Origin of the sequence: Palleronia abyssalis, from assembly GCF_900302445.1 — a bacterium.
GTDB classification, from domain to species: domain Bacteria; phylum Pseudomonadota; class Alphaproteobacteria; order Rhodobacterales; family Rhodobacteraceae; genus Palleronia; species Palleronia abyssalis.
Map to the genome: position 1 here is coordinate 39,532 of NZ_ONZF01000014.1, position 18,839 is coordinate 58,370.

At 62.6% G+C, this 18,839-nt stretch carries 13 protein-coding genes and 3 pseudogenes; 5 read left to right on the top strand and 11 right to left on the bottom strand.

Features of this window, described 5'->3' with window-relative positions; all coding sequences use genetic code 11:
• Positions 1-175: 175 nt before the first annotated feature.
• Positions 176-1,187, top strand: a pseudogene (locus PAA8504_RS19485) (IS5 family transposase).
• Between the two features lie 608 nt (positions 1,188-1,795).
• On the opposite strand, the gene PAA8504_RS19490 reads toward PAA8504_RS19485, so the two are convergent.
• The 11 genes and pseudogenes from PAA8504_RS19490 to PAA8504_RS22620 form a co-directional block, all read right to left on the bottom strand.
• Positions 1,796-2,452 carry a DMT family transporter gene (locus PAA8504_RS19490; RefSeq protein ID WP_442417782.1) on the bottom strand — a complete coding sequence of 219 codons (657 nt, stop codon included), beginning with the start codon at positions 2,450-2,452 and terminating at the stop codon, positions 1,796-1,798.
• A gap of 18 nt (positions 2,453-2,470) precedes the next feature.
• Complete coding sequence (locus tag PAA8504_RS22615) at positions 2,471-2,716, bottom strand: DMT family transporter (RefSeq protein ID WP_245897705.1); 246 nt, start codon at positions 2,714-2,716, stop codon at positions 2,471-2,473.
• A gap of 84 nt (positions 2,717-2,800) precedes the next feature.
• Positions 2,801-3,565, bottom strand: a complete 765-nt coding sequence (locus PAA8504_RS19495) for an ABC transporter ATP-binding protein (RefSeq protein ID WP_108895818.1) — start codon at positions 3,563-3,565, stop codon at positions 2,801-2,803.
• Complete coding sequence (locus tag PAA8504_RS19500) at positions 3,562-4,596, bottom strand: FecCD family ABC transporter permease (protein ID WP_370739710.1); 1,035 nt, start codon at positions 4,594-4,596, stop codon at positions 3,562-3,564. The genes PAA8504_RS19495 and PAA8504_RS19500 overlap by 4 nt, the downstream gene beginning before the upstream one ends.
• A gap of 2 nt (positions 4,597-4,598) precedes the next feature.
• A complete protein-coding gene (locus tag PAA8504_RS19505; RefSeq protein ID WP_108895820.1) occupies positions 4,599-5,606 on the bottom strand; it encodes an ABC transporter substrate-binding protein in 1,008 nt (335 codons plus the stop codon).
• A 311-nt stretch (positions 5,607-5,917) separates the two neighbouring features.
• Positions 5,918-6,572 (bottom strand): annotated as a pseudogene (tnpC, locus tag PAA8504_RS19510) (IS66 family transposase); the annotation flags it as partial.
• A gap of 131 nt (positions 6,573-6,703) precedes the next feature.
• Positions 6,704-7,563: pseudogene (locus tag PAA8504_RS19515) on the bottom strand (transposase).
• A 434-nt stretch (positions 7,564-7,997) separates the two neighbouring features.
• Complete coding sequence (locus PAA8504_RS19520; RefSeq protein ID WP_108895821.1) at positions 7,998-9,224, bottom strand: GAF domain-containing sensor histidine kinase; 1,227 nt, start codon at positions 9,222-9,224, stop codon at positions 7,998-8,000.
• 288 nt (positions 9,225-9,512) lie between these two features.
• Positions 9,513-9,941, bottom strand: a complete 429-nt coding sequence (locus PAA8504_RS19525) for a response regulator (RefSeq protein WP_181375885.1) — start codon at positions 9,939-9,941, stop codon at positions 9,513-9,515.
• Positions 9,907-11,337 (bottom strand): sensor histidine kinase, encoded by a 1,431-nt coding sequence (locus PAA8504_RS19530; RefSeq protein ID WP_108895823.1) that lies wholly within the window; start codon positions 11,335-11,337, stop codon positions 9,907-9,909. Before PAA8504_RS19530 ends, PAA8504_RS19525 begins: the two co-directional genes overlap by 35 nt.
• A 281-nt stretch (positions 11,338-11,618) precedes the next feature.
• Positions 11,619-11,990, bottom strand: coding sequence for a hypothetical protein (locus PAA8504_RS22620; protein ID WP_245897706.1), 372 nt, complete (start codon positions 11,988-11,990; stop codon positions 11,619-11,621).
• A gap of 369 nt (positions 11,991-12,359) precedes the next feature.
• On the opposite strand from PAA8504_RS22620, the gene PAA8504_RS19540 reads away from it, so the two are divergent.
• From PAA8504_RS19540 to PAA8504_RS19555, 4 genes are all read left to right on the top strand, one after another.
• Positions 12,360-13,520 (top strand): MFS transporter, encoded by a 1,161-nt coding sequence (locus PAA8504_RS19540; RefSeq protein WP_245897707.1) that lies wholly within the window; start codon positions 12,360-12,362, stop codon positions 13,518-13,520.
• 493 nt (positions 13,521-14,013) lie between these two features.
• The gene (locus PAA8504_RS19545) at positions 14,014-15,354 is read left to right on the top strand and encodes an IS1182 family transposase (RefSeq protein ID WP_108895825.1); all 1,341 of its coding nucleotides are present in this window, start codon (positions 14,014-14,016) and stop codon (positions 15,352-15,354) included.
• A 561-nt stretch (positions 15,355-15,915) separates the two neighbouring features.
• Entirely contained in the window at positions 15,916-16,296 is a 381-nt protein-coding gene (locus PAA8504_RS19550) for a glucose dehydrogenase (protein ID WP_108895826.1), read from the top strand.
• A gap of 8 nt (positions 16,297-16,304) precedes the next feature.
• Positions 16,305-18,398, top strand: coding sequence for a pyrroloquinoline quinone-dependent dehydrogenase (locus tag PAA8504_RS19555; protein ID WP_245897708.1), 2,094 nt, complete (start codon positions 16,305-16,307; stop codon positions 18,396-18,398).
• Positions 18,399-18,839 lie beyond the last annotated feature (441 nt).

Below are 18,839 nucleotides of genomic sequence, written 5' to 3' on the forward strand. Positions count from 1 at the left end.
CACCAGCGTTTCGGGGGCCAAGCTCTTCGGAAGCCAATCTGATGGGTCGGCTCGATCCGGCGCAGACGCGTCGCTACGCGCTGAATGCCTATGAAGAGCAGTCCCTGACGGCGTGGTTGCAGAACTCTGACTTCGGACGATTCAGACCTTGAATCCACGCGGTTAGAGAGCTCGTATGAGCAAGCCTCCTTCCGCCCGCTACCGCACGACGAACTGGTCCATCTACAACGCGGAGCTGCGTAGGCTCGGCTCGATGCTGATCTGGGTCGACCAAGATATGGGCTGGCTCGCGCCGCATGAAGGCCGCTCCGTCCGCCCTCCCGTTTTCTCAGATGCTGCCATCCAGTTCTGTCGGTGTGTCAAGGTTCTATTCAGGCTGCCCTTGCGACAGACCGCGGGGATGGTGGCCAGCCTGCTCCGGTTGGTGGGGCTGAACTGGTCCGTGCCCGAATTTAGTACCCTGTGCCGCAGGCAGAAAGCCTTGGCCGTTCAGATCCCATATCGCCGTATCGATGGCCCGTTCAATCTGTTCGTCCCCTCTCGGGATCATGCTGAGCATGACCCTGCCGGGCGGCGGACAGCACGGGCATCAAGTTCCTTGGAGATGGCGAATGGCAAGCCCGCAAGCGCGGCGTCCAGGGCCGACGCCAATGGCGCAAGTTCCATCTTGTCATGGATACGGCGACTTCGGACATCCGGGCGGTAGAGTTCACCCACAGCAGCGATGGTGACAGTCCGATCCTACCCGAGCTGCTCGGTCAGATCCCTGAGAACGAAAAGATCGGAACTGTGACCGCTGATGGTGCCTCCGACACACGCCGCCTCCACGCGGCCATCACCGAACGGCAGGCCGTACCTTTCGGGCACTCCTTCGGACCGGTGGCAGTCATGCCCTCACTCCCGATCCGAAAGAACGGGCGGACCTGGAAGGAAGACTGCCCCGCGGCAAAGGCCCGGAACGAGACGCTGCGCGCTACGAAACACTACGGGCGCGCATTCTGGAAGCACTGTATGGGTACCACGCCAGGAGCCGCGTGGAGGCGAAGATGCGAGGTATCGAGGCATTCGGCGAAGAACGTATCGCAGCCCGAGACCCCGACAGCCAGACCGTAGAAACCCACATTCGCATCGCTCTCATGAACCGCTTTAACGCCCTCGGCACCGCTGAGATCGTCCGCCTGCCATAACGCCATCGAGGTAAGCGGACTTCACCACTCAAGCGTGAGTTCTGCAACTACGCCGTTGGCTGTGCGGGACTTTGCTGCCCTTCGCTGCGGCTGCTTAATTTCGCCGCAGCTGCGAAGGGTTCTTGAAGAATAGGCAGAGTCCGGGCCTTCGCCGCGAGCGCGAGACAGATCCACCGAACCGTCGGTGCCGACATTCGCGGGACCCTCAAAATCTGGCGACATGCTACGCCGCCGCAGGTCCGCTTCGAGCCCTTTTCGACCGCGCTGGAGGTGACCTTCTTTGCCGTTGCAGCGTCACTGCCGCCGGTCTTCGGCGGCCGTATACTGCCGCGTGGCGTGCTAAAAAAGATCGTCGCGGCCGCGTGCATCATACTTGAGCGAACTATTCAGCAGGTCGGACTTCCTCCCTGCTCGGCACACCGCTGCGCGTGTTAACGCCTGCGAAAGGAGCCTGGGATGGGTCGCATCGCTCTGCTCACCTGGATGAACGACGTCGGCAGCGCCCATCGCGTCGCGATCAGTTCCTGCCGCTGACGCCAAACCGGAAGCGAGCGCGCGCTTCGGGCCGAGCGCGTCCTGGCGCTCACCGAAGGCTCAGATGCCGAAGGTCATTTCGATCGGGTGCGCCTTACGGCCAACGGCCTTGCGACGTATGCGCCCGTCAAAATCAGCGGCCCCGCAAGGAGAAGTGCCCAGCCTGGAACCTCGCCAAAGAAGATAAGCCCCAGAACCACCGCCCATAGAACCGATAAATATTCGAACGGGGCCAGCGCCGCCGCATCCGCATGACGGAATGACAGCGTCATAAGAATGTGGGCGATCCCACCCGACAGGCCGGTGCCGATCAGCAGCAGCCCCGCCGTAAATCCCGGCCAGACCCAGCCCCACGGAAAGGTTGCAAGGCCGCCCAACGCTGCGACGATGGCGAACCAGAAGGCTATGGCGCCCGCGCTTTCGCCCATCAGGGTCAACCTGCGGACCTGGATCAGCGCGCCCGCCGTGAGAAGTGCGGTCAGGAGGCCCAGGATCACTCCGAGGCCGGACGCGTCGGGCAGCGTTCCGGCCAGGGCGGGCACAGAGAATGCAGCTCCGCCGGCCAATCCCAAGGCAACGCCCCCGATCCGCCCCGCACTCAGACGCTCTGCGAGAAGCAGCCAGCCGAGCAGGGCAAGCATCACCGGCGCAAGGTAGGACAGCATCGTCGCTTCGGCCAGCGGAAGCAGGCGGATCGTCGCAAAGGAGGTAAACATGGCCGCCGCCCCCATTGCGCAGCGGGCGATGTGTCAAAGGGGATGGCGCGTGGCCAGTCCTCGGGGCCAGTCGCCGCGCCACCACAGGAAGGCCACCAAAGGCAGCAGCGCCACCGCGGACCGGAAGAACACCACTTGCCCCAAGGGAACGGCGTCTCCCAGGGCCTTGACGAAAGCGGCCATGGCGGCAAACGCCAGCGTCGAAAGAATGCGCAGCGTGACGCCGAGGCTTTCGTTTGTTACGGGGATCGGTTCACTTCTCACCGCGTAACGTGCCATACCAACTGCACGCGCTGCGGGTGCGATCCGATGTTCGGCCGGTCGATGGCAGCTGCTGCCGGACAAATGGCGGTGCAATCCGCTTCATTCCGTCCTGAACCGGATGTGCGGACGGCCCGCATCGGGCGACGCGCTCACATCTGCGGCGACCCGGAACACTTTGCGCAACAGGTCCTGCGTCAGCACCGCGTCCGGTATGCCACAGGCACGCACCGACCCCGCATCCAGGACCACGATCCGGTCGCAGAACATGGCCGCGAGATTCAGGTCGTGCAGCGCGACAATGCTTGTCAGATCCAGATCGCGGACCATGCGCAGGATCTCGATCTGGTGGTGAATGTCGAGGTGGTTGGTCGGCTCGTCGAGGAACATCACCTGTGGCGTCTGCGCCAGTGCCCGCGCGATATGGACCCGCTGACGCTCGCCCCCCGACAGGGTCTGCCAGGCCTGCGCGCGGCGGCCGGTCATGTCGACGCAGTCGAGCGCCGCGGCCACCGCCGCCTCGTCCGCGTCGGACCAGCCGGACAGAGCCGAGCGGTGGGGCGTCCGACCCAGCCGCACGACATCGCGCACGGTTACGTTCGTGTCGGTCGCCGCGTTTTGCTGCACGAAGGCGACCTGTTGCGACAAGGCGCGGCGCGGCACCTTCGAAATGTCCCGGCCGTTGATCTCCACCCGGCCGGACAGGGGCCTTCTGAGCCCGGCCAGCAGCCGCAGCAGCGACGACTTGCCCGACCCGTTGGGGCCGATCAGGCCCAAGGTCTCGCCCGGTGCCACCGTCAGGGAAACGTCGGACACGATGGTCTTGCGCTTGACGCCCCAGCGCAGGTCTTGCGCGACAACGTTCATGCCTGGGGCCTCGCGCGGTAGAGGATGATGGCAAAGAACGGCACGCCCACAAGCGCCGTAACGACCCCGATCGGAACGGTCTGTTGCGTCGCGATGACCCGCGACACGATGTCGGCGATAACCATGAATACGGCCCCTACCACGGCGCAGGCGGGCATCAGCCGCAGGTGCATCGGCCCGACGACGTAACGCGCCGCATGGGGGACGACCAAGCCGACGAAGCCGATTGCGCCCACCATGCTGACGATCGTGGCCGTCATCAGCGCGGTGACCGCGAACAGCAGCAGGCGGATGCGTGCGACCGGCACGCCAAGGGCGGCCGCGTCCTCGTCCCCGAATGTGAAGGCATCCAGCGACCGTGCCATCAGGATGCAGATCGTCAGGCTCAGGCAGACGACGAGCAGAAGCAACTGGAAATCCGGCCAGCGCACGCCGCCGAAACTGCCCAGCAGCCAGAACATGACGTCCCGCGCCTGCTGGGCGTTGCCCGACGTCGTGACGATGTAGGAGGTCAGCGCGTTGAATAGCTGCGACGCCGCCACCCCGGCGAGGATCGTATGGTTGGGCCCGCTGGTCGCGCCGTTGGACAAGAGCGCCACCAGCGCGAAGGCAGCGAAGGCGCCTGCGAACGCGCCCAGCGACAGCGATAGGCTGCCGGCGCCGATCCCCAGAACGATCACGCAGACGGCCCCTGTCGAAGCACCCGCCGACACCCCCAAGACAAAGGGCTCGGCAAGCGCGTTGCGCAACAGCGCCTGAAGGATCGCCCCACAGATCGCCAGCCCCGCCCCCGCCAGCGCCGCCACCAGAGCGCGGCTCAGCCGCAGGTTCCAGACCACGCTCTGCTCGATCGGTGCGACTTCCGCGCCGGTCAGGCCGAGTTCGTTGGTGACCGACAAAAAGACGGTGTCCAGACCGATGTTGTAATCGCCGATTGCCGTCGCAATGGCGACGGCGAACGCAAGCACAAGCAGCGACAGGCTTAGAAAGAGGACGAGACGGCCCGCCCCGCCCCCCGGCTCATCGGACACCGTCACGGAAGATCAAGCGCCTCGAGCTGCTCTGCCACCTGCTCGGCCCCGTAGAGCGTGCGGATGCTCGGGTTCATGGCTGCGCCGCTCATCACCACGATCCGTCCCTCACTAACCGCCTCCATCTGGCTGACGGTCGGATCGGATTCAAGGAACTCGATCTTGTTTTTCGCGGTGTCCAGGTCCCAGCGGTTACGGTCGACCTGCGCAGCCACGAAGACCGTGGGATCGGCCGCCATGATGCCTTCCCAGCCCACCGCAGGCCAGTCCGCCTCGGTCGTGATGGCGTTGGCGCCGCCAAGCACGTCGGCGATGTAACCCGACGGCCCGTGGCCCCCGCCGAGATAGGCGTCGTCGGCGGGCGAGGGGCTGGAGAACCAGAAAAGGAAGGTCAGGTCGTCATCCTCGGCAAACCGCTCGCGCAGAGCCGCTTCGCGCGCCTTGAAATCCTCGATCAGTGTCTCGCCACGGTCGGCTACGTCGAAGATCCGAGACAGGTCCTCGATCTCCTTGTAGAGCAGGTCCATGCTCCACAGTTCGTCTCGCGAGCCGTAGGCATCACTTGCATCTAACGTTGTCGAACAGGCGCTCGGTGACAAATAGGTGGGGATGCCGAGGGTCTCGAAATCTGAACGCTTGGCCACCTTGCTGTCGGGGCCCAGAAGCGTGGTCAGCATCGCGGCGACGAAATCGGGTTGCTTCGACAGCACGGATTCCAGCGTCGGAAACTCGACGGTCAGCACTTCGACCTCGCTGTTCGCCTCGGCCACTTCGGGCAGCACGGCGTTGGGCCAGAAGGCTGTCGCCGCCATCCGGTCCTCAAGGCCCAGCAGCAGCATGATCTCGGCGCTGTTCTGGCCCAACGCCACAGCGTTCTGCGGGGCTTGTTCGAACATGACGGTCTGGCCGCAGTTCTCGATCGTCAGGGGGTAGTCCGTTTCGGCGTGCAGGGCGGTGCCGGAAACCGCCAGCGCAACGCTTCCGAGCGCCAGGATAAACTTCATTGGCATCGATTGATTCCCATTTCCGAGTAGTTCAGTCGGGAAGCGACTAAAGGCATGCAACCACCGGATCAAGAGCAAACCTCTCGCGTTGAATTTCCGACGCCTGACCTGGGCCGGGCCGCGAAACAGATAGGAGGTGATGCGTCTTTAGGCGCCGGCCTGGGCTGCCGCGCGGTGGTCGATCCTGACTCTCAGGGTGAAGATCGGCCTGCAAAAAGCGGCTCACATTCCTGGCGCGCATGCTGCTCGTCGGACGGGCAGGAAATCACTTTCGTGCGTCAGTGGAAGCGTCGTAACCGGCCGATTGGGGCCGCAGTTCAGGCCTCGGCCTTCCAGTTCCAAGGGAGGAGCTCGTGGAGGCGGTTGATCTTGTGATCATGGATGCGGTCAAGGATGTCGGTGAGCCAAGCCTGGGGATCGAGATCATTCATCTTCGCCGTCTCGATCAGCGTCATGGCCCGGGCGAGGGTCTCGCCGCCGCTGTCGGACCCGGCGAAGAGCCAGTTCTTCCGGCCGATCCCGATTGGACGCATGGCACGTTCGGCCGGATTGTTGTCGATCCCGATGCGTCCGTCCTCGAGGAACAGTTCGAATGACGGCCAGCGGGAGAGCCCGTAGCGGAAGGCCTTGGCGAGATCGCCTTTGCCCGGGATGCGCGGCAGCTGGGTCTCGGCCCATACCTTGAAGGCATCCACCATGGGCCTGGAATGCTGCTTGGCGCAGCTCGGCAGACCGGCCGGCGATCTCACGCTCGACGTCGTAGAGCTTCCCGATCCGGTCGAGCGCCTCCCGTGCGATCTCGGACTTCGTGGCCTCCCGGACATCGTGGAAGTCGCGGCGTAGATGCGCCCAGCAGACCGCCTCCCGGAACTGGCTGCTGCCGTCCGCCCGGCGTTGGTAGAGCTGGCCGAAGCCGGCATAGGCGTCCGCCTGAAGGATGCCGCTGCTACCTTGCAGATGCCGACGCGGATGTCCGCTTCCAAGTTCTTAGAAGAGTTCGTTCGCACGCGCAGCGAACGTCCGCTCCCCGCCGATTCTGTGGAAAAACGCCGGTTCCCGAGCGCAGAAATCGACGGCCGATAAATGCGCGCGCGCCCTTCGCATCAGGCTTTTTGCGCTTGCTGCGGTGCGGGAAGGATCTTCGCCAGTTTTCGGAGGTTCTGGGCGGTAGCGGCGAGCAGGAATTCGTCGTTCGCGCCGCATGGTCCCCGTAGTCGGAGCCTTCCAAGGCCGAGGATACGCTTGAGAAGCGCGAACAGCATCTCGACCTTCTTCCTCAGCTTCATCGAGACGTCGTATTGCTCGGTCCTGGCGATGTCGCGGGCGACCTGGCGGGCGTCCTCATGCTCCTCGCGGGTGATGGAGCGGAAATCCATGTTCGGGCAACAGCGCGGCTTCGAGGGGCAGGCCTGGCAGGTGAGCTTCGGACCGCGGTACTTGGCGACGCCCGTACCGGTCGGACCCCGGTTCGGGTCGGAATAGCTCCGACGGAACTGCTTCAGTTCGTGGCCCTCGGGGCAGATGTACTGGTCGTTGTCGGCGTCCCATTCGAAGTCCGCCCGGCTCCACGTGCCGTCGGTGCGGCCGGCTTTGTCTATGACGGGGATGTGCGGGGCGATCTTGCGCTCGACCGGCCAGCCGAGCATCGGACCCGACCCGTAGGCCGTATCTTCGAGAACGTCGAGTGATCCGGAACCCGGTCACTCAGGTCGAGGCGGCAGAACCAGCGATACGCCAGGTTCAGATGCACCTCTTCGCACAGTCGCCGCTCTGACCGGATGCCGAAGCAGTAGCCGACCAGCAGTATCCGGATCAGCAGCTCGGGATCGACGGACGGACGGCCGGTGTGGCTGTAGAAATCCGCGAGATGGCCGCGGATGCTGCTCAGATCGATGAACCGGTCGATGGATCGCAGGAGGTGATCTTGAGGAACGTGATCCTCCAGCGAGAACTCGTAGAACAGCGCCGGTTGGGCCTCCTGCCTCGGTCACATCATCGCCATCCCTCCCGACCAATACCGGAATTGAATCAGCGAGATGCCCCTCGATCAAGCGAACGTTTTTCAACGAAATACGACCAAAGCAGACTTGCGGCCTTGCAGCATGGCTAACGCAGCATATCGAAAGAGCAGTCTTCCGATTGCATTAAGAAAAGAAGGCACGGTTGGCGGTGAGGGGGCGTGGCAGAACACGACGATCCGCTGGGCGGCCAGGACGGACGGAACGCGAGCCATAACCAAGATTGAGAGGGAATCTGCAAGCTGAAAGACATAAAGTCCAGATCCCCGAATGATCCCCTCTACTCGTATTTGGATGCAGAGCGACGGTGCGCCTTCACATCGAACTCAGCTACCTTCAATTGTGGTCATCCGTCTCGCTGCATCATTGTTTCCACTCGTCAAGCGGCTGAGATCAACATTGGCACCCTGAAAATAAAGGTGGTTGTTCCGCTATCGCATTCCACATCGATTTCACCATTATGCGCGATGGCGATGGACGACGCGATGAAAAGGCCGAGCCCAAGTCCCTCTCCCAAGGCCTGATCGCCACGCTCGAACGGGTGGAACAGACCTTGTCGCAGCTTTTCGGGGATAGCCTCTCCTTGATTGCGGACACGGATTTCAAGCTCGCCCTCGCCAATCAAACCCTGCACCTGTATGGGCGCGCCGGGTGTTCCGTGACGAACGGCATTCGACAAAAGATTCGAGATTGCCTGCGCGACGCGAGGGGCATCACAGCTGACCGGCTGGTCGAAGGATAATTCGAGCGAAATCTCCTGCTCCGGGAATGCGACGCGGATTTCCTCAACGATTTGAGTGACAGCGCTGGTCAACGGCGCGTCCGGCGTAGCTGAGATGCGGATTCCACCTCCCAGCCGGGCCTTCGCGTGCAGCATGATATTGTCGATAAGGTCATTCATGCGACGCAGTGATGATCGCATCAAGGGAAAGAGCTTGCGCGCTTTGTCGGTTAACGGCTCCTTGTCCAGATGCCGAAAGCCAGCATCGAGCGCCGCAACCGGATTGCGCAGGTCATGGCCGAGGACAGCAACGAATTCTTCCTGGATGCGGGTCAGCTCACGCTCTTGCTCCACCAACCGTTCTTGGGTTTCCAGCCGTTCTTCGGTTTCCAGGCTGCGCCCAATGATGTTGGCGAACATCTCCAGCATCGACACTGCGCGTGGCTGCTTCACGTCGCGCGGCTCCGTATCGATCGCGCAGAGCGTGCCGAAAAAGCTTCCGTCGCTGCGGTGAATCGGGATCGAAGCGTAGCTCACGATGCCGAACTTGGCGGCGATGGGATGGCCGCGATAGAGATCGTCGGTTGCGGAGTCGTTGAACAGAACCTTGTTCGACGTTTCACGGACCGACTGACAGAAGGTCGACTCGATCCCTATCTCATCACCCTCGGCCAACCCGAAGTTGACCTCGTCCACAGTGCGGCAAGCGACCCAGCGATCCGCTGTCACGCGGGCGACGGCCGCAAAGCGCATGTTCGTGGCCAGCATGACCGTTTCCAGGATGGTGCCGACAAGATCACTGCTCGCAAGTATGCTGATGTCAGCCTGAAAGTCATGCTCTCCCCGCAAGAAGGCCGCATGATCTTGAGTGATAGCGTTCTGCATCTTCTTATCGTCCCCATTCGGCCCCGGCTCGTTCGGTCCTTTTGCAGCCTTCGGTGAGCGAGCAGCGAAGACGATCGAGGGATTCACCAGATTCAGCGAAGAATGTCGGCAATGTCACCGAAGGAAGCAATGGATTTCTGGGAAGACGGCGTCAGGGGCGCCGCTTGGGGCTCCTGCGCGCTCTGAACTGAGCTAAACTTGGGTGTCTTCGACACGTCGCCCAACGATGTGGTCAGGATAGCTGATAACTATGACCGCGCGGCGTATGATCGCCCCAAATCCTCCCAGCTAACGGTCTTTCCAAGCAAGATCGGAGCTTGCCGCAGCTTCGATGGTGCGTCGCAACTCGTTCGGCAACAGAGGTTTCGAAAGCATTGCCAGTGGACGGATCGCCTCCTTCTCGTCGTCGGTCACCTGGTGCAAGCTTCCGCTGACGAATACAGATGGAATTCCCATCTCATTCCGCAGCACGAACGCCGCATCTTGCCCTCTGCTTCCGTCGGCGAGTTGAAGGTCGACGATCGCAATATCCGGGCTGGACTGTCGTGACATAGCAATTGCCTTTGTCGCTGTTGCGGCGATGCCGACGACGTCATGCCCCATCTCGACAAGCTGCGCCTCCAGATCAAGCGCAATAAAGATGTTGTCTTCGACGACAAGCACGCGAAGTTCAAAGCGTTCATCATTCGGCAAAGGAGATGCGGGTCCGCCAGCCACTTGTTTTATCTTCCTCGATCGTTCCGCCCAATTGCGAAGCCATCCCCGCAATCAAGCGCTGCCCGAGGCCAGTGGAATGAGAACTCCGATCCAAACTGTCGAAACTGGGACCCGTTCCATCATCTGAAACATCGAGGACGATCTTGTCGTCGCCGCTCCGCCGCAAGCTGATGGTCACCGTGCCATCGTCGTCTTTGCCGAAGGCGTGCTTGAACGAGTTGGTCACCAGTTCGTTCACCGCCAGCGACAGGGTGACGGCCTTGTCCGTTGGAAGCCGGATCGGTTCGACATCGAGCGTGATCTGCACCCGGCGTTCTTCGCTCTCGAGCGAGGCGCGAAGATGCCTTGTCAACTTATCCAGATATTTGTCGATCTGGACTGATCGAACGTCGTCGTCTTCGTAAAGCGAGGCATGGATTGCCGCGATGGAGTTCACCCGTGCGGTTGCTGCCCGAAGAGAGGCGCGCGCAGCGGAATCCTCGGTCGCATTCGCCTCAAGGTTCAAAATGCTGGTGACCATTTGAAGTGAGTTTTTCACCCGATGGTTCACCTCTGCGATCAGCAGGTCGCGGGCTTCGACCGCCTTGCTAAGGTTAGCTTCATTTTCGCGGATAGACGTGACGTCCAGCACGATCCCGACGATACTGATAGCCTTCGTGCCCGGATCGCGAACCGACTCTCCCCGCCCAGTTACCCATCGCGTCGTCCCGTCCGGCAGCATAATCCGGTAGTCGAGATGCAAGTCCGACCCGATGGTGCGGGCCACTCGCTCGATCTCGGAAATTGCGGCATCGCGATCATCTGGGTGAAAGCGATCTAAAAACGGCTTAACCTCCGCTGCGGTCTCGCCCTGTTCGAAACCGAAAAGCTCGTCCAACTGCGGCGAGCGGACCAGGCTTTGACTAACGGGATCAAGCTCGAAATAGCTAAGATCGGCCCCCCGCATCGCAGCGCGACGCTTGGCTGCATCGGCGCGCTCTCCCAGAACGCTGCGCGTAACGTCTTCGGCTGTGTGTATCACGTGAGTAACTCGTTCCGGCTCCGACGCGTCGGCGAAAACCGGAGAATTCAGGATGCGCCAGTAACGCGTGCCGTAGCGTCCGTCGGCCTCCAAGACGTCATGCTGCCGAAGAGGCATCTCCTGTGCCTGACCAGTTGCGACCACGGCATCCGCGGATGCCTGTAATTCTGCTTCAGCGTCGGCGTTGGGGTCGTCGGGGTTGGGCGGAAAAACCTCGAAGACCCGGAAGCCAACCAAGTCTTCGGGTTGGCGGCGCAGCATGGCGCAATAACGCTGGTTTGCCGCAACGATCCGGAGGTCTGGCGTGAACACCAATTGCGCATTTGGCGCGGCATCAAAGAAGATGCCCAAATCGATATGCCGGACTTCATCCATGACAGCGCTTTTCCTTGCAGCACGGCTCCACCAAAGGCACCGCTCACATATCCGAGTTCAAGGCACGATGGTCGTCGAGGCCTCGCTATAAGTTGGAGAAGGATACCAACCACACGTTCGGATATGCAAGACGAGCCTAACGGGTCGCGCGATTGCTGTTCAATAGTGAGTAACTCTCGAAAACAAGCCTTTGTTTCGAAGCATTTCGCATCAATGGTCGGTCTGGTGACGCTGCGCCGCGGCATTAAATATAACGGCCAAGGGCGGGTTTGGGCCGTTAGTTACTGTGCATACGGGACGACGTTTGATCCACCGTTCGCGAAAGCGACTGCGCCTTCGCTTCGAATGGTGCTGATTGCCTCTTCGAATGCGGCCCGATCGTCGCCAAAGAGATCGTCCCAGACAATAGATGTCCCGTCTTCGGTCACAACTTCCAGCGACCGACCATCCCCACCTTCGAGTTTGTAGATGTCCACCTTGAATGGCACCCCATCCTCAACGATGCGCTGCGAAGCGCTGCGAAGCGCTGCGAAGCGCTGGAAATGACAAGGTTGGGTTCGCGTTCCATCTGAATACCTCTTTGGTCTGCGATAGAGCATAGAAGCACTGATCACGAAAGCCAATTTCCGCAAAGCAGGCTGCGACCGCAGCATGATGAGTGCCCGCTTGATCTCTCCTTTGGGCCGCGAGCGACGCCACGTGAGGGGCGACCAGGCGCTTGACCCTGCTACGCAGCGAAGGTCAGGTCGGAGTCCTGGATATCGAATGCTGCGGCGTCGATGAGTGGCGGCTTTGCGCACTGCGCGTCCAGCGTGACGTCCCTTGTGGTTTCGACCTTCCTTCGGCGGCGCTCCCACAGGCCGGTGGTGGACCCATGTGCTACCGAGGGAGCCTTTCACGCGATCGTCCCACGGGAGTGCGCCCTAACGAGCCACTGCCTCGTTCCCGAATGTCGCCACGTACTCCGCAATGCTCACCCCGTAGCGGCGCGGGAAGGCGCGACGCATGCGCTGGAGGTCTCCGTGGCGAACACGATCCTGACTGCGGCCATGCCCATGCTCATCATCCTGGGCGGACTGGCCGGACTGCTGCTCTCGCCGTCCCCTGCCTTCGCAACCCTGCCACCTTCTGTGCAGACGCTGGCTGGGCTCGTCGCCACGGGGCCGTTGTCGCTCCTCATGGGGTGCTATGGGCGAAGAGTCGGGTTCGTAATCGGCGGCGCGCTCGCCATTCTGGGCGGGGCTGCCGGCGCGCTCGCCTGCCTCTGGGCGAGCTTCGCGCTGCTGCTCGTTGCCCATGCCGCGCTCGGCGCTGCTCTCACGTGCTACCTCTACCCCCGCTTCGCCGCCGCCGAGGTAGTATCCGAGAACTGGCAGCCGGTCGCGATCTCGCTTGTGCTGACCTCTGGTCTGATCGCCGCCTTCGTGGGGCCGCAGCTGTTCATCTGGACCAAGGACCTGTTCGCGCCAACGCCCTTGGCAGGCGCGTATGCCGCGATCTGTGCGGTCACGCTGATCGGTCTTCTGCCGCTTGCTTTCGTCCGCGTACCCCGCCCGACTGCGCGGGTAACCCGTCTGCGTCTGGATCGTGCGGCGCTGCTCGCGATCCTGCGCCGTGGCCCCGTTTTGACGGCGGTGATCGTGGGCGCGGTGTCGCAAGGGATCATGGTGCTGATTATGGCGCCCACCCCGCTCGCCATGACGGGCGCGGGCTACTCGGAAGCACTGGCGGGCGATGTCGTTCGCTGGCACGTGGTCGCAATGTTCGCGCCCAGCTTCTTTACCGGCTTCGCCATCAAGCGGTTCGGTACCGTGCCGGTCGTGGCAACGGGGCTGGCACTCCTTGTCGTCTCGGGGCTCCTGGCAGCTAGCGGTCTGTCCCCGCACCACTTCTACGGGGCTCTGACCGTGCTCGGGGTCGGCTGGAACTTCGGCTTCATTGGAGCCACGAACATGCTCGCCAGTGCGGTGTCGGCCGACGAGCGTGCCGTCGTGCAGGGTACCAACGACACGCTGATTGCTCTTGGAGCAACGATCTGCGTGTTCGCCTCGGGTGCAATCGTGACCGGGTTCGGATGGAAGATCCTCGCGCTTGCCAGCCTGCCGGTTCTGGCCGTCGCGCTGCTGTGGGTGCTCGTTCAGGGAAGGCGATCATCCGGCGCGCGAGACAGAGCATTCCGGTAGATGTTCAGGATCGGCATGCTGATCAGAGCGGACGTTCGTGGGTGGCGCAGCGAACGCCCAGTTTATTCCGCATTGTGTGAGTTCCCCGGTTCCTGCCGTGCAGCCGCGGCGAATGTCCGAAGTGGTGAAGCCGCACAGCGGCGGATAACCCATTCGCGAAAGTCCGGAATGGGCCGGAAGGGACGGAGGCCTGGGCCAAGATTGTGGTCTCGTTCGCTGCAGCGCCACAGGTCCGGTTCGAGCCCTTCCTGCTCATTCGACGGGCTGCAGCGAACGGCCGCTCTAGCGAGCAGCCCAAAAACGTGCCGGAACCACATGGGCTTTGCCTTGGGGTTCTGTCCCGGCTAACCATCTGTAGGCACAAGCACCTGTAGGGAAGGACAGAAACGGCCGATATCGGTGAAAAAGGCCGGGTCCTACATGTAGTGGAATAATCGTTGATCGGCTCGCAAGCTGATGATTCTCTCATGTTGAGAGATGGGAGGGCTTGGCGATGATGGGACGGCTGGCAGTACAGGAGGCGCTGTTCTACCGGTTTCGGATCGAGGACCGCGTTCCGCCCGAACATCTGCTTCGGCGCATCGACCGGGTTCTGGATTTTGACGTTATCCGCCCGCAGCTCGCCGCCCTCTACAGCCCGATCGGCCGTCCCTCGATCGACCCGGAGCTGATGATCCGGATGTTGCTGGTGGGCTACCTTTACGGCATCCGGTCCGAGACGCGCCTTTGCGAAGAGGTGCACCTGAACCTTGCATACCGATGGTTTTGTCGCCTCGGGCTCGAGGGGTGCGTTCCGGATCGCTCCAGCTTCTCGAAGAACCGGTACGGGCGCTTCGCCGATGGTGATGTCCTCCGCTCCGTCTTCGAGATGGTGGTCCAGCGCTGCGTCGAGGCCGGGCTTGTTGGCGGCTCTGATGCCTTGGTCGATGGCAGCACGGTCGAGGCCGATACCAACCGCGAAAGGCGCGCTGCGCCGGAAGAACTCAAGGCTGCCTGGTCCGAGGCAGATGACGTCGCCCGGCCCGTACGTGCATATCTCGACCAACTGGAAGCCGAAGCGGGCGTCGAGCGTGAAGGACCGGTGCACAAACCACCGAAGGTGATCTCTGAAACCGATCCGCAAGCGGCCTGGTCCACGAAGGACGGTCCCGGACGCTTCAGCTACGAGACCAACTATCTGGTCGACGACCGGCATGCGATCATCATGGACGTTGAGGCAACGCCGGCGCGTCTGAGCCAGGAGATCGTCGCGGCGAAGGCCATGCTCGAACGCAGCAAGGCCAAGCTTGGATTTAAGCCGACATCGCTGGCAGCGGACAAGAGCTACGGTACTGCACCCTTCCTCGCCTGGCTTCTGAAGCGGAAGGTGACACCCTATGTCCCCGTTCTTGACCGACGCGCGCAGACCGACGGCAAGCTGACCCGCGACGCGTTCGTCTATGACCGGGACCGCGACTGCTTCATCTGCCCCGAAGGCCACGATCTTACCTACCGCAACATCACCGTCGAAACCGGCGTGAAGCGTTACAAGCCATCGGCCGCCGCGTGTCGGGCGTGTCCGAGGAAGCCCGACTGTACCGACGCCTCGGCACGGTCGGTCATCCGGCTGGTCGACGAGGATGCCCGTGAGGCGGTCCGCGAACTGGCAGGCACGGTGGCCTACAATACGGCCCGGGCCCGGCGGAAAAAGGTTGAGATGCTCTTTGCGCACCTGAAGAGGCACCTCAAATTGCGTCGCCTACGCCTGCGAGGACTGACCGGAGCGACCGAAGAATTCCTCCTCGCCGCCACCGCCCAGAACCTCAGACGCCTCGTGAAGCTCTCGCCCGCCTGAAGGCGGAAAAGCGAAGCCTCGATCAACTGAAGCGCCGAAGACCAATGATCAAAAAGGTCCGTCAGCGGTCATACCACATTTGGCGCCCGGCCTTTTTCACCGATATCGACCGTTTGTGTCCAACTCCGGAAGCTGCCGTTCGTCGGAGGTCCGCTTCGTCCCGCGTTCCGGCCGCTCAGGCGTCACGCGGCGGACGTCAGCTCCGAGCCCATTTTTCCGATTCTGCATGATGCGCGGATATCTGCTGTCGTGTGCGAGCAAAGCACCTTCGCGAACTGCCCGGATTTTGAACAGGGTTTGTGGCGGCGTCCAATCGAGTTTGTATGCGTATGTTCCCAAAAAGCAGCGTTTGGGGATACGCTTGCCGTTTCGATTTTTGGGTGTCTGCACCAATGTGCCGGCCCCTCATTGCTTCCAACAAAGCATCACGCAAGAAAACAGGCGCTGGTGACCGTTGGACGTGGCGCCGAGGGCAAAGGGCGTGGTTTTCTGTCCGCCAGGCACTAACCTATAATTGGTGCGGTAAAATGCCGCGTTCGTTTTCCAAGAGATGGGAAGGCCATGTCCACTTCCACAAACAGCTCGATGCCCCAGCGCGCCGGTAAAATCGCCGTAATTGTACTCGCCGCAGTTCTAGCCGTGATCGGCGCCATCCTCCTTGGCGGGGGGGCCTATCTCATCATTCTTGGCGGCAGTTGGTACTACGCCCTTGCCGGAATCGCGTTGATCGCCTCTGGGGTACTCCTGTTCCGCTTCAGCGTGGTCGCGGTCGCGGTCTACACGGCATTGTGGCTGGCGACACTCTTCTGGACGCTATGGGAAGTCCAGTTTGATTGGTGGGCGTGGGTGCCGCGCATGGTGGCGCCGAGCGTACTCCTGATTCTCGTTCTTCTTTGCCTGCCGGCGATCACCACACGCCGCCCCGCCGCCCGTTCCGTATGAGGTTCCCCATGTCGATCCGTCCAACCCTTCTCCTCGGTGCCGCCGCCATGGCGCTGGTCCCGCTTGCTGCCATTGCCCAGTCCGACACGCCGACCGGAGGATCTACCAACCAGAGTCCACTATCTCAGACCCCGCTCGCTGAGGATTCCACGGGTGACGAGACCGCGGGCGCGAGCCCCGTGACGCAAGCACAGGAGCTGCCCCAGGTCGGCGCCGACTGGCCGTTCTGGGGCGGGGACGCGCAGGCCACGCGCTATTCCCCGCTCGACCAGATCACGCCCGAGAACGTGGGCCAGCTGGAACGGGCCTATGTCTACCACACCGGAGACATGCCCGAGGGGACGGCAGAGGGGAAATACTCGCCCGAGATCACGCCCCTGAAGGTCGGCGACGACATCCTGACCTGCTCGGCGATGAACATGTTGATCTCCTTCGACGCCGCGACGGGGGAGGAGAACTGGCGCTACGATCCGGGCGTGCCGAATGATGCCATCCCCTATGGCGCCACGTGCCGGGGCGTCGCGGTCTGGACCGATCCCGAGGCATCGGAGGGCGACACCTGCGCCACCCGCCTGATCGAGGCCACGCTGGACGCGAAGATCATCTCCCTCGATGCGGCCACCGGCGTTCCATGCGAGGATTTCGGCGAGAACGGCACCATCGATCTGTGGCAGGACCTGGGCGAGCGGGTGCCGGGCTGGTATGCCGTCACCGCGCCGCCAACCATCGTGCGCGGCGTCATCGTCACCGGCGCACAGGTCAAGGACGGCCAGGCCGAGGACGCGCCATCGGGCGTCATCCGCGGCTTCGACGCGCGTACGGGCGAACTTGCATGGGCATGGGACATGGGCGCGCCCGAACAGAACCGCGACGGCCCGCCGGAGGGCGAAGTCTACACCCGCGGCACGCCGAACATGTGGACCACCGCGGTCGCCGACGAGGAACTGGGCTACGTCTACCTGCCCATGGGCAACAGCTCGGTGGATTATTACGGCTCGAACCGCTCCGAGGCGGAGAACGAGTTCTCCACCGCGCTCGTGGCCATCGACGCCACGACGGGCGAGGTCGCCTGGAACTTCCAGACCGTGTATCGCGACGTCTGGGATTACGATCTCGGCTCGCAGCCGACGCTCGTGGATTTTCCGCAGGATGGCGACACCGTTCCCGCGATCATCCTGCCCTCCAAGCAGGGCGATATCTATGTCCTCGACCGCGAGACGGGTGAGAGCCTTCATCCTGTGGAGGAGAACCCGGTCCCGACCCGCGGCGAGATCGAGCCCGAGTACATTTCGCCGACACAGCCGGCGAGCAGCTACCACCAGATCCGTTTCGAGCCGCTGCAGGAGCGCGACATGTACGGCATGTCGCCCATCGACCAAATGTTCTGCCGCATCGCGTTCCGCCGCGCCAATTACGAGGGCTTCTTCCAGCCGCCCACGGCCGACGCGCCCTTCATCCAGTATCCGGGCTATAACGGTGGCTCCGACTGGGGCTCGGTCGCGGTCGACACGGACCGTGGCATCATCGTGGCCAACTACAACAACATCCCGAACTACAACCGGATGATCCCCCAGGAGGAGACCGACTGGCCGATCATCACCGACGGCGGCGCCAGCGGCGAGGGCGCGGGCGGGAACGCCCCGCAGGAAGGCGCGCCCTGGTCGATCCGCATCAACGCCGGCTGGCGCGCGCCTTTCACGGGGATGCCCTGCACGCAGCCGCCCTATGGCGGTATTCGCGCCATCGATCTGGAGACCGGCGAGACGATCTGGGACCGCCCCCTCGGCACGGCACGGCGCAACGGCCCCTTCGGCGTGCCCTCGCGCCTGCCGCTGACCATCGGAACGCCCAACAACGGCGGCTCGGTCGTCACCGCGGGCGGTCTGATCTTCATCGCCGCGGCCACAGACAATCTAATCCGCGCGATCGATATCGAGACAGGCGAGACCCTCTGGCAGGACGTTCTGCCGGCTGGCGGACAGGCCAACCCCCTCGCTTTCGAGGCGGATGGACGGCAATTTATAATGATCGCGCCTGGCGGCCACCACTTTATGGGCACCGGCGTCAGCGATGCCATCATTGCCTACGCTTTGCCCGAATGAAGCAGATCGCTCGCATGGGAGGGTCCGCAACATGCGCAGCCCCAACCGCACCGGGCAAAACTCGCATGATCGCTCATCTGGCTCGAGGCCGCGGGCCGAAAACAGGTCAAATTGCCGAAAGAGAAACGCAGCGATAGGGCGGCGGCTGGAGTACCTGGAAAAGCACTCTTCCTTCCGTATCCGGACAGTAAAAGTCTGCTTCGTCCCGAACAGCTGACCTCCGACCATCCGATTTCATGATGTCATGAAGGGCCGCTTCGGGGAAGCTACGCCGCAGCGAGGCCGAACCTCTCGAAGGTCTGGAGTGGGCCGTGAGCGACGCCGAACGAGGGGCGACCAGGCGCTTGATCTTGCGTCGCAGCGAAGGTGGGCTTCGAGCCGCCTGTGTTGAAAAACTCGGCCGGGTTCAAAAGAGCCAGATTTGCGAGAACGCCCGTTCAT

What these genes read in the sequence shown, in the direction of transcription:
- PAA8504_RS19490 (WP_442417782.1), bottom strand. Translation starts at nt 2,452, where the DNA reads ATGGGGGCGGCGGCCATGTTTACCTCCTTTGCGACGATCCGCCTGCTT.
- PAA8504_RS22615 (WP_245897705.1), bottom strand. Translation starts at nt 2,716, where the DNA reads ATGGCACGTTACGCGGTGAGAAGTGAACCGATCCCCGTAACAAACGAA.
- PAA8504_RS19495 (WP_108895818.1), bottom strand. Translation starts at nt 3,565, where the DNA reads ATGAACGTTGTCGCGCAAGACCTGCGCTGGGGCGTCAAGCGCAAGACC.
- PAA8504_RS19505 (WP_108895820.1), bottom strand. Translation starts at nt 5,606, where the DNA reads ATGCCAATGAAGTTTATCCTGGCGCTCGGAAGCGTTGCGCTGGCGGTT.
- PAA8504_RS19520 (WP_108895821.1), bottom strand. Translation starts at nt 9,224, where the DNA reads ATGCAGAACGCTATCACTCAAGATCATGCGGCCTTCTTGCGGGGAGAG.
- PAA8504_RS19530 (WP_108895823.1), bottom strand. Translation starts at nt 11,337, where the DNA reads ATGGATGAAGTCCGGCATATCGATTTGGGCATCTTCTTTGATGCCGCG.
- PAA8504_RS22620 (WP_245897706.1), bottom strand. Translation starts at nt 11,990, where the DNA reads ATGCTGCGGTCGCAGCCTGCTTTGCGGAAATTGGCTTTCGTGATCAGT.
- PAA8504_RS19545 (WP_108895825.1), top strand. Translation starts at nt 14,014, where the DNA reads ATGATGGGACGGCTGGCAGTACAGGAGGCGCTGTTCTACCGGTTTCGG.
- PAA8504_RS19550 (WP_108895826.1), top strand. Translation starts at nt 15,916, where the DNA reads ATGTCCACTTCCACAAACAGCTCGATGCCCCAGCGCGCCGGTAAAATC.
- PAA8504_RS19555 (WP_245897708.1), top strand. Translation starts at nt 16,305, where the DNA reads ATGTCGATCCGTCCAACCCTTCTCCTCGGTGCCGCCGCCATGGCGCTG.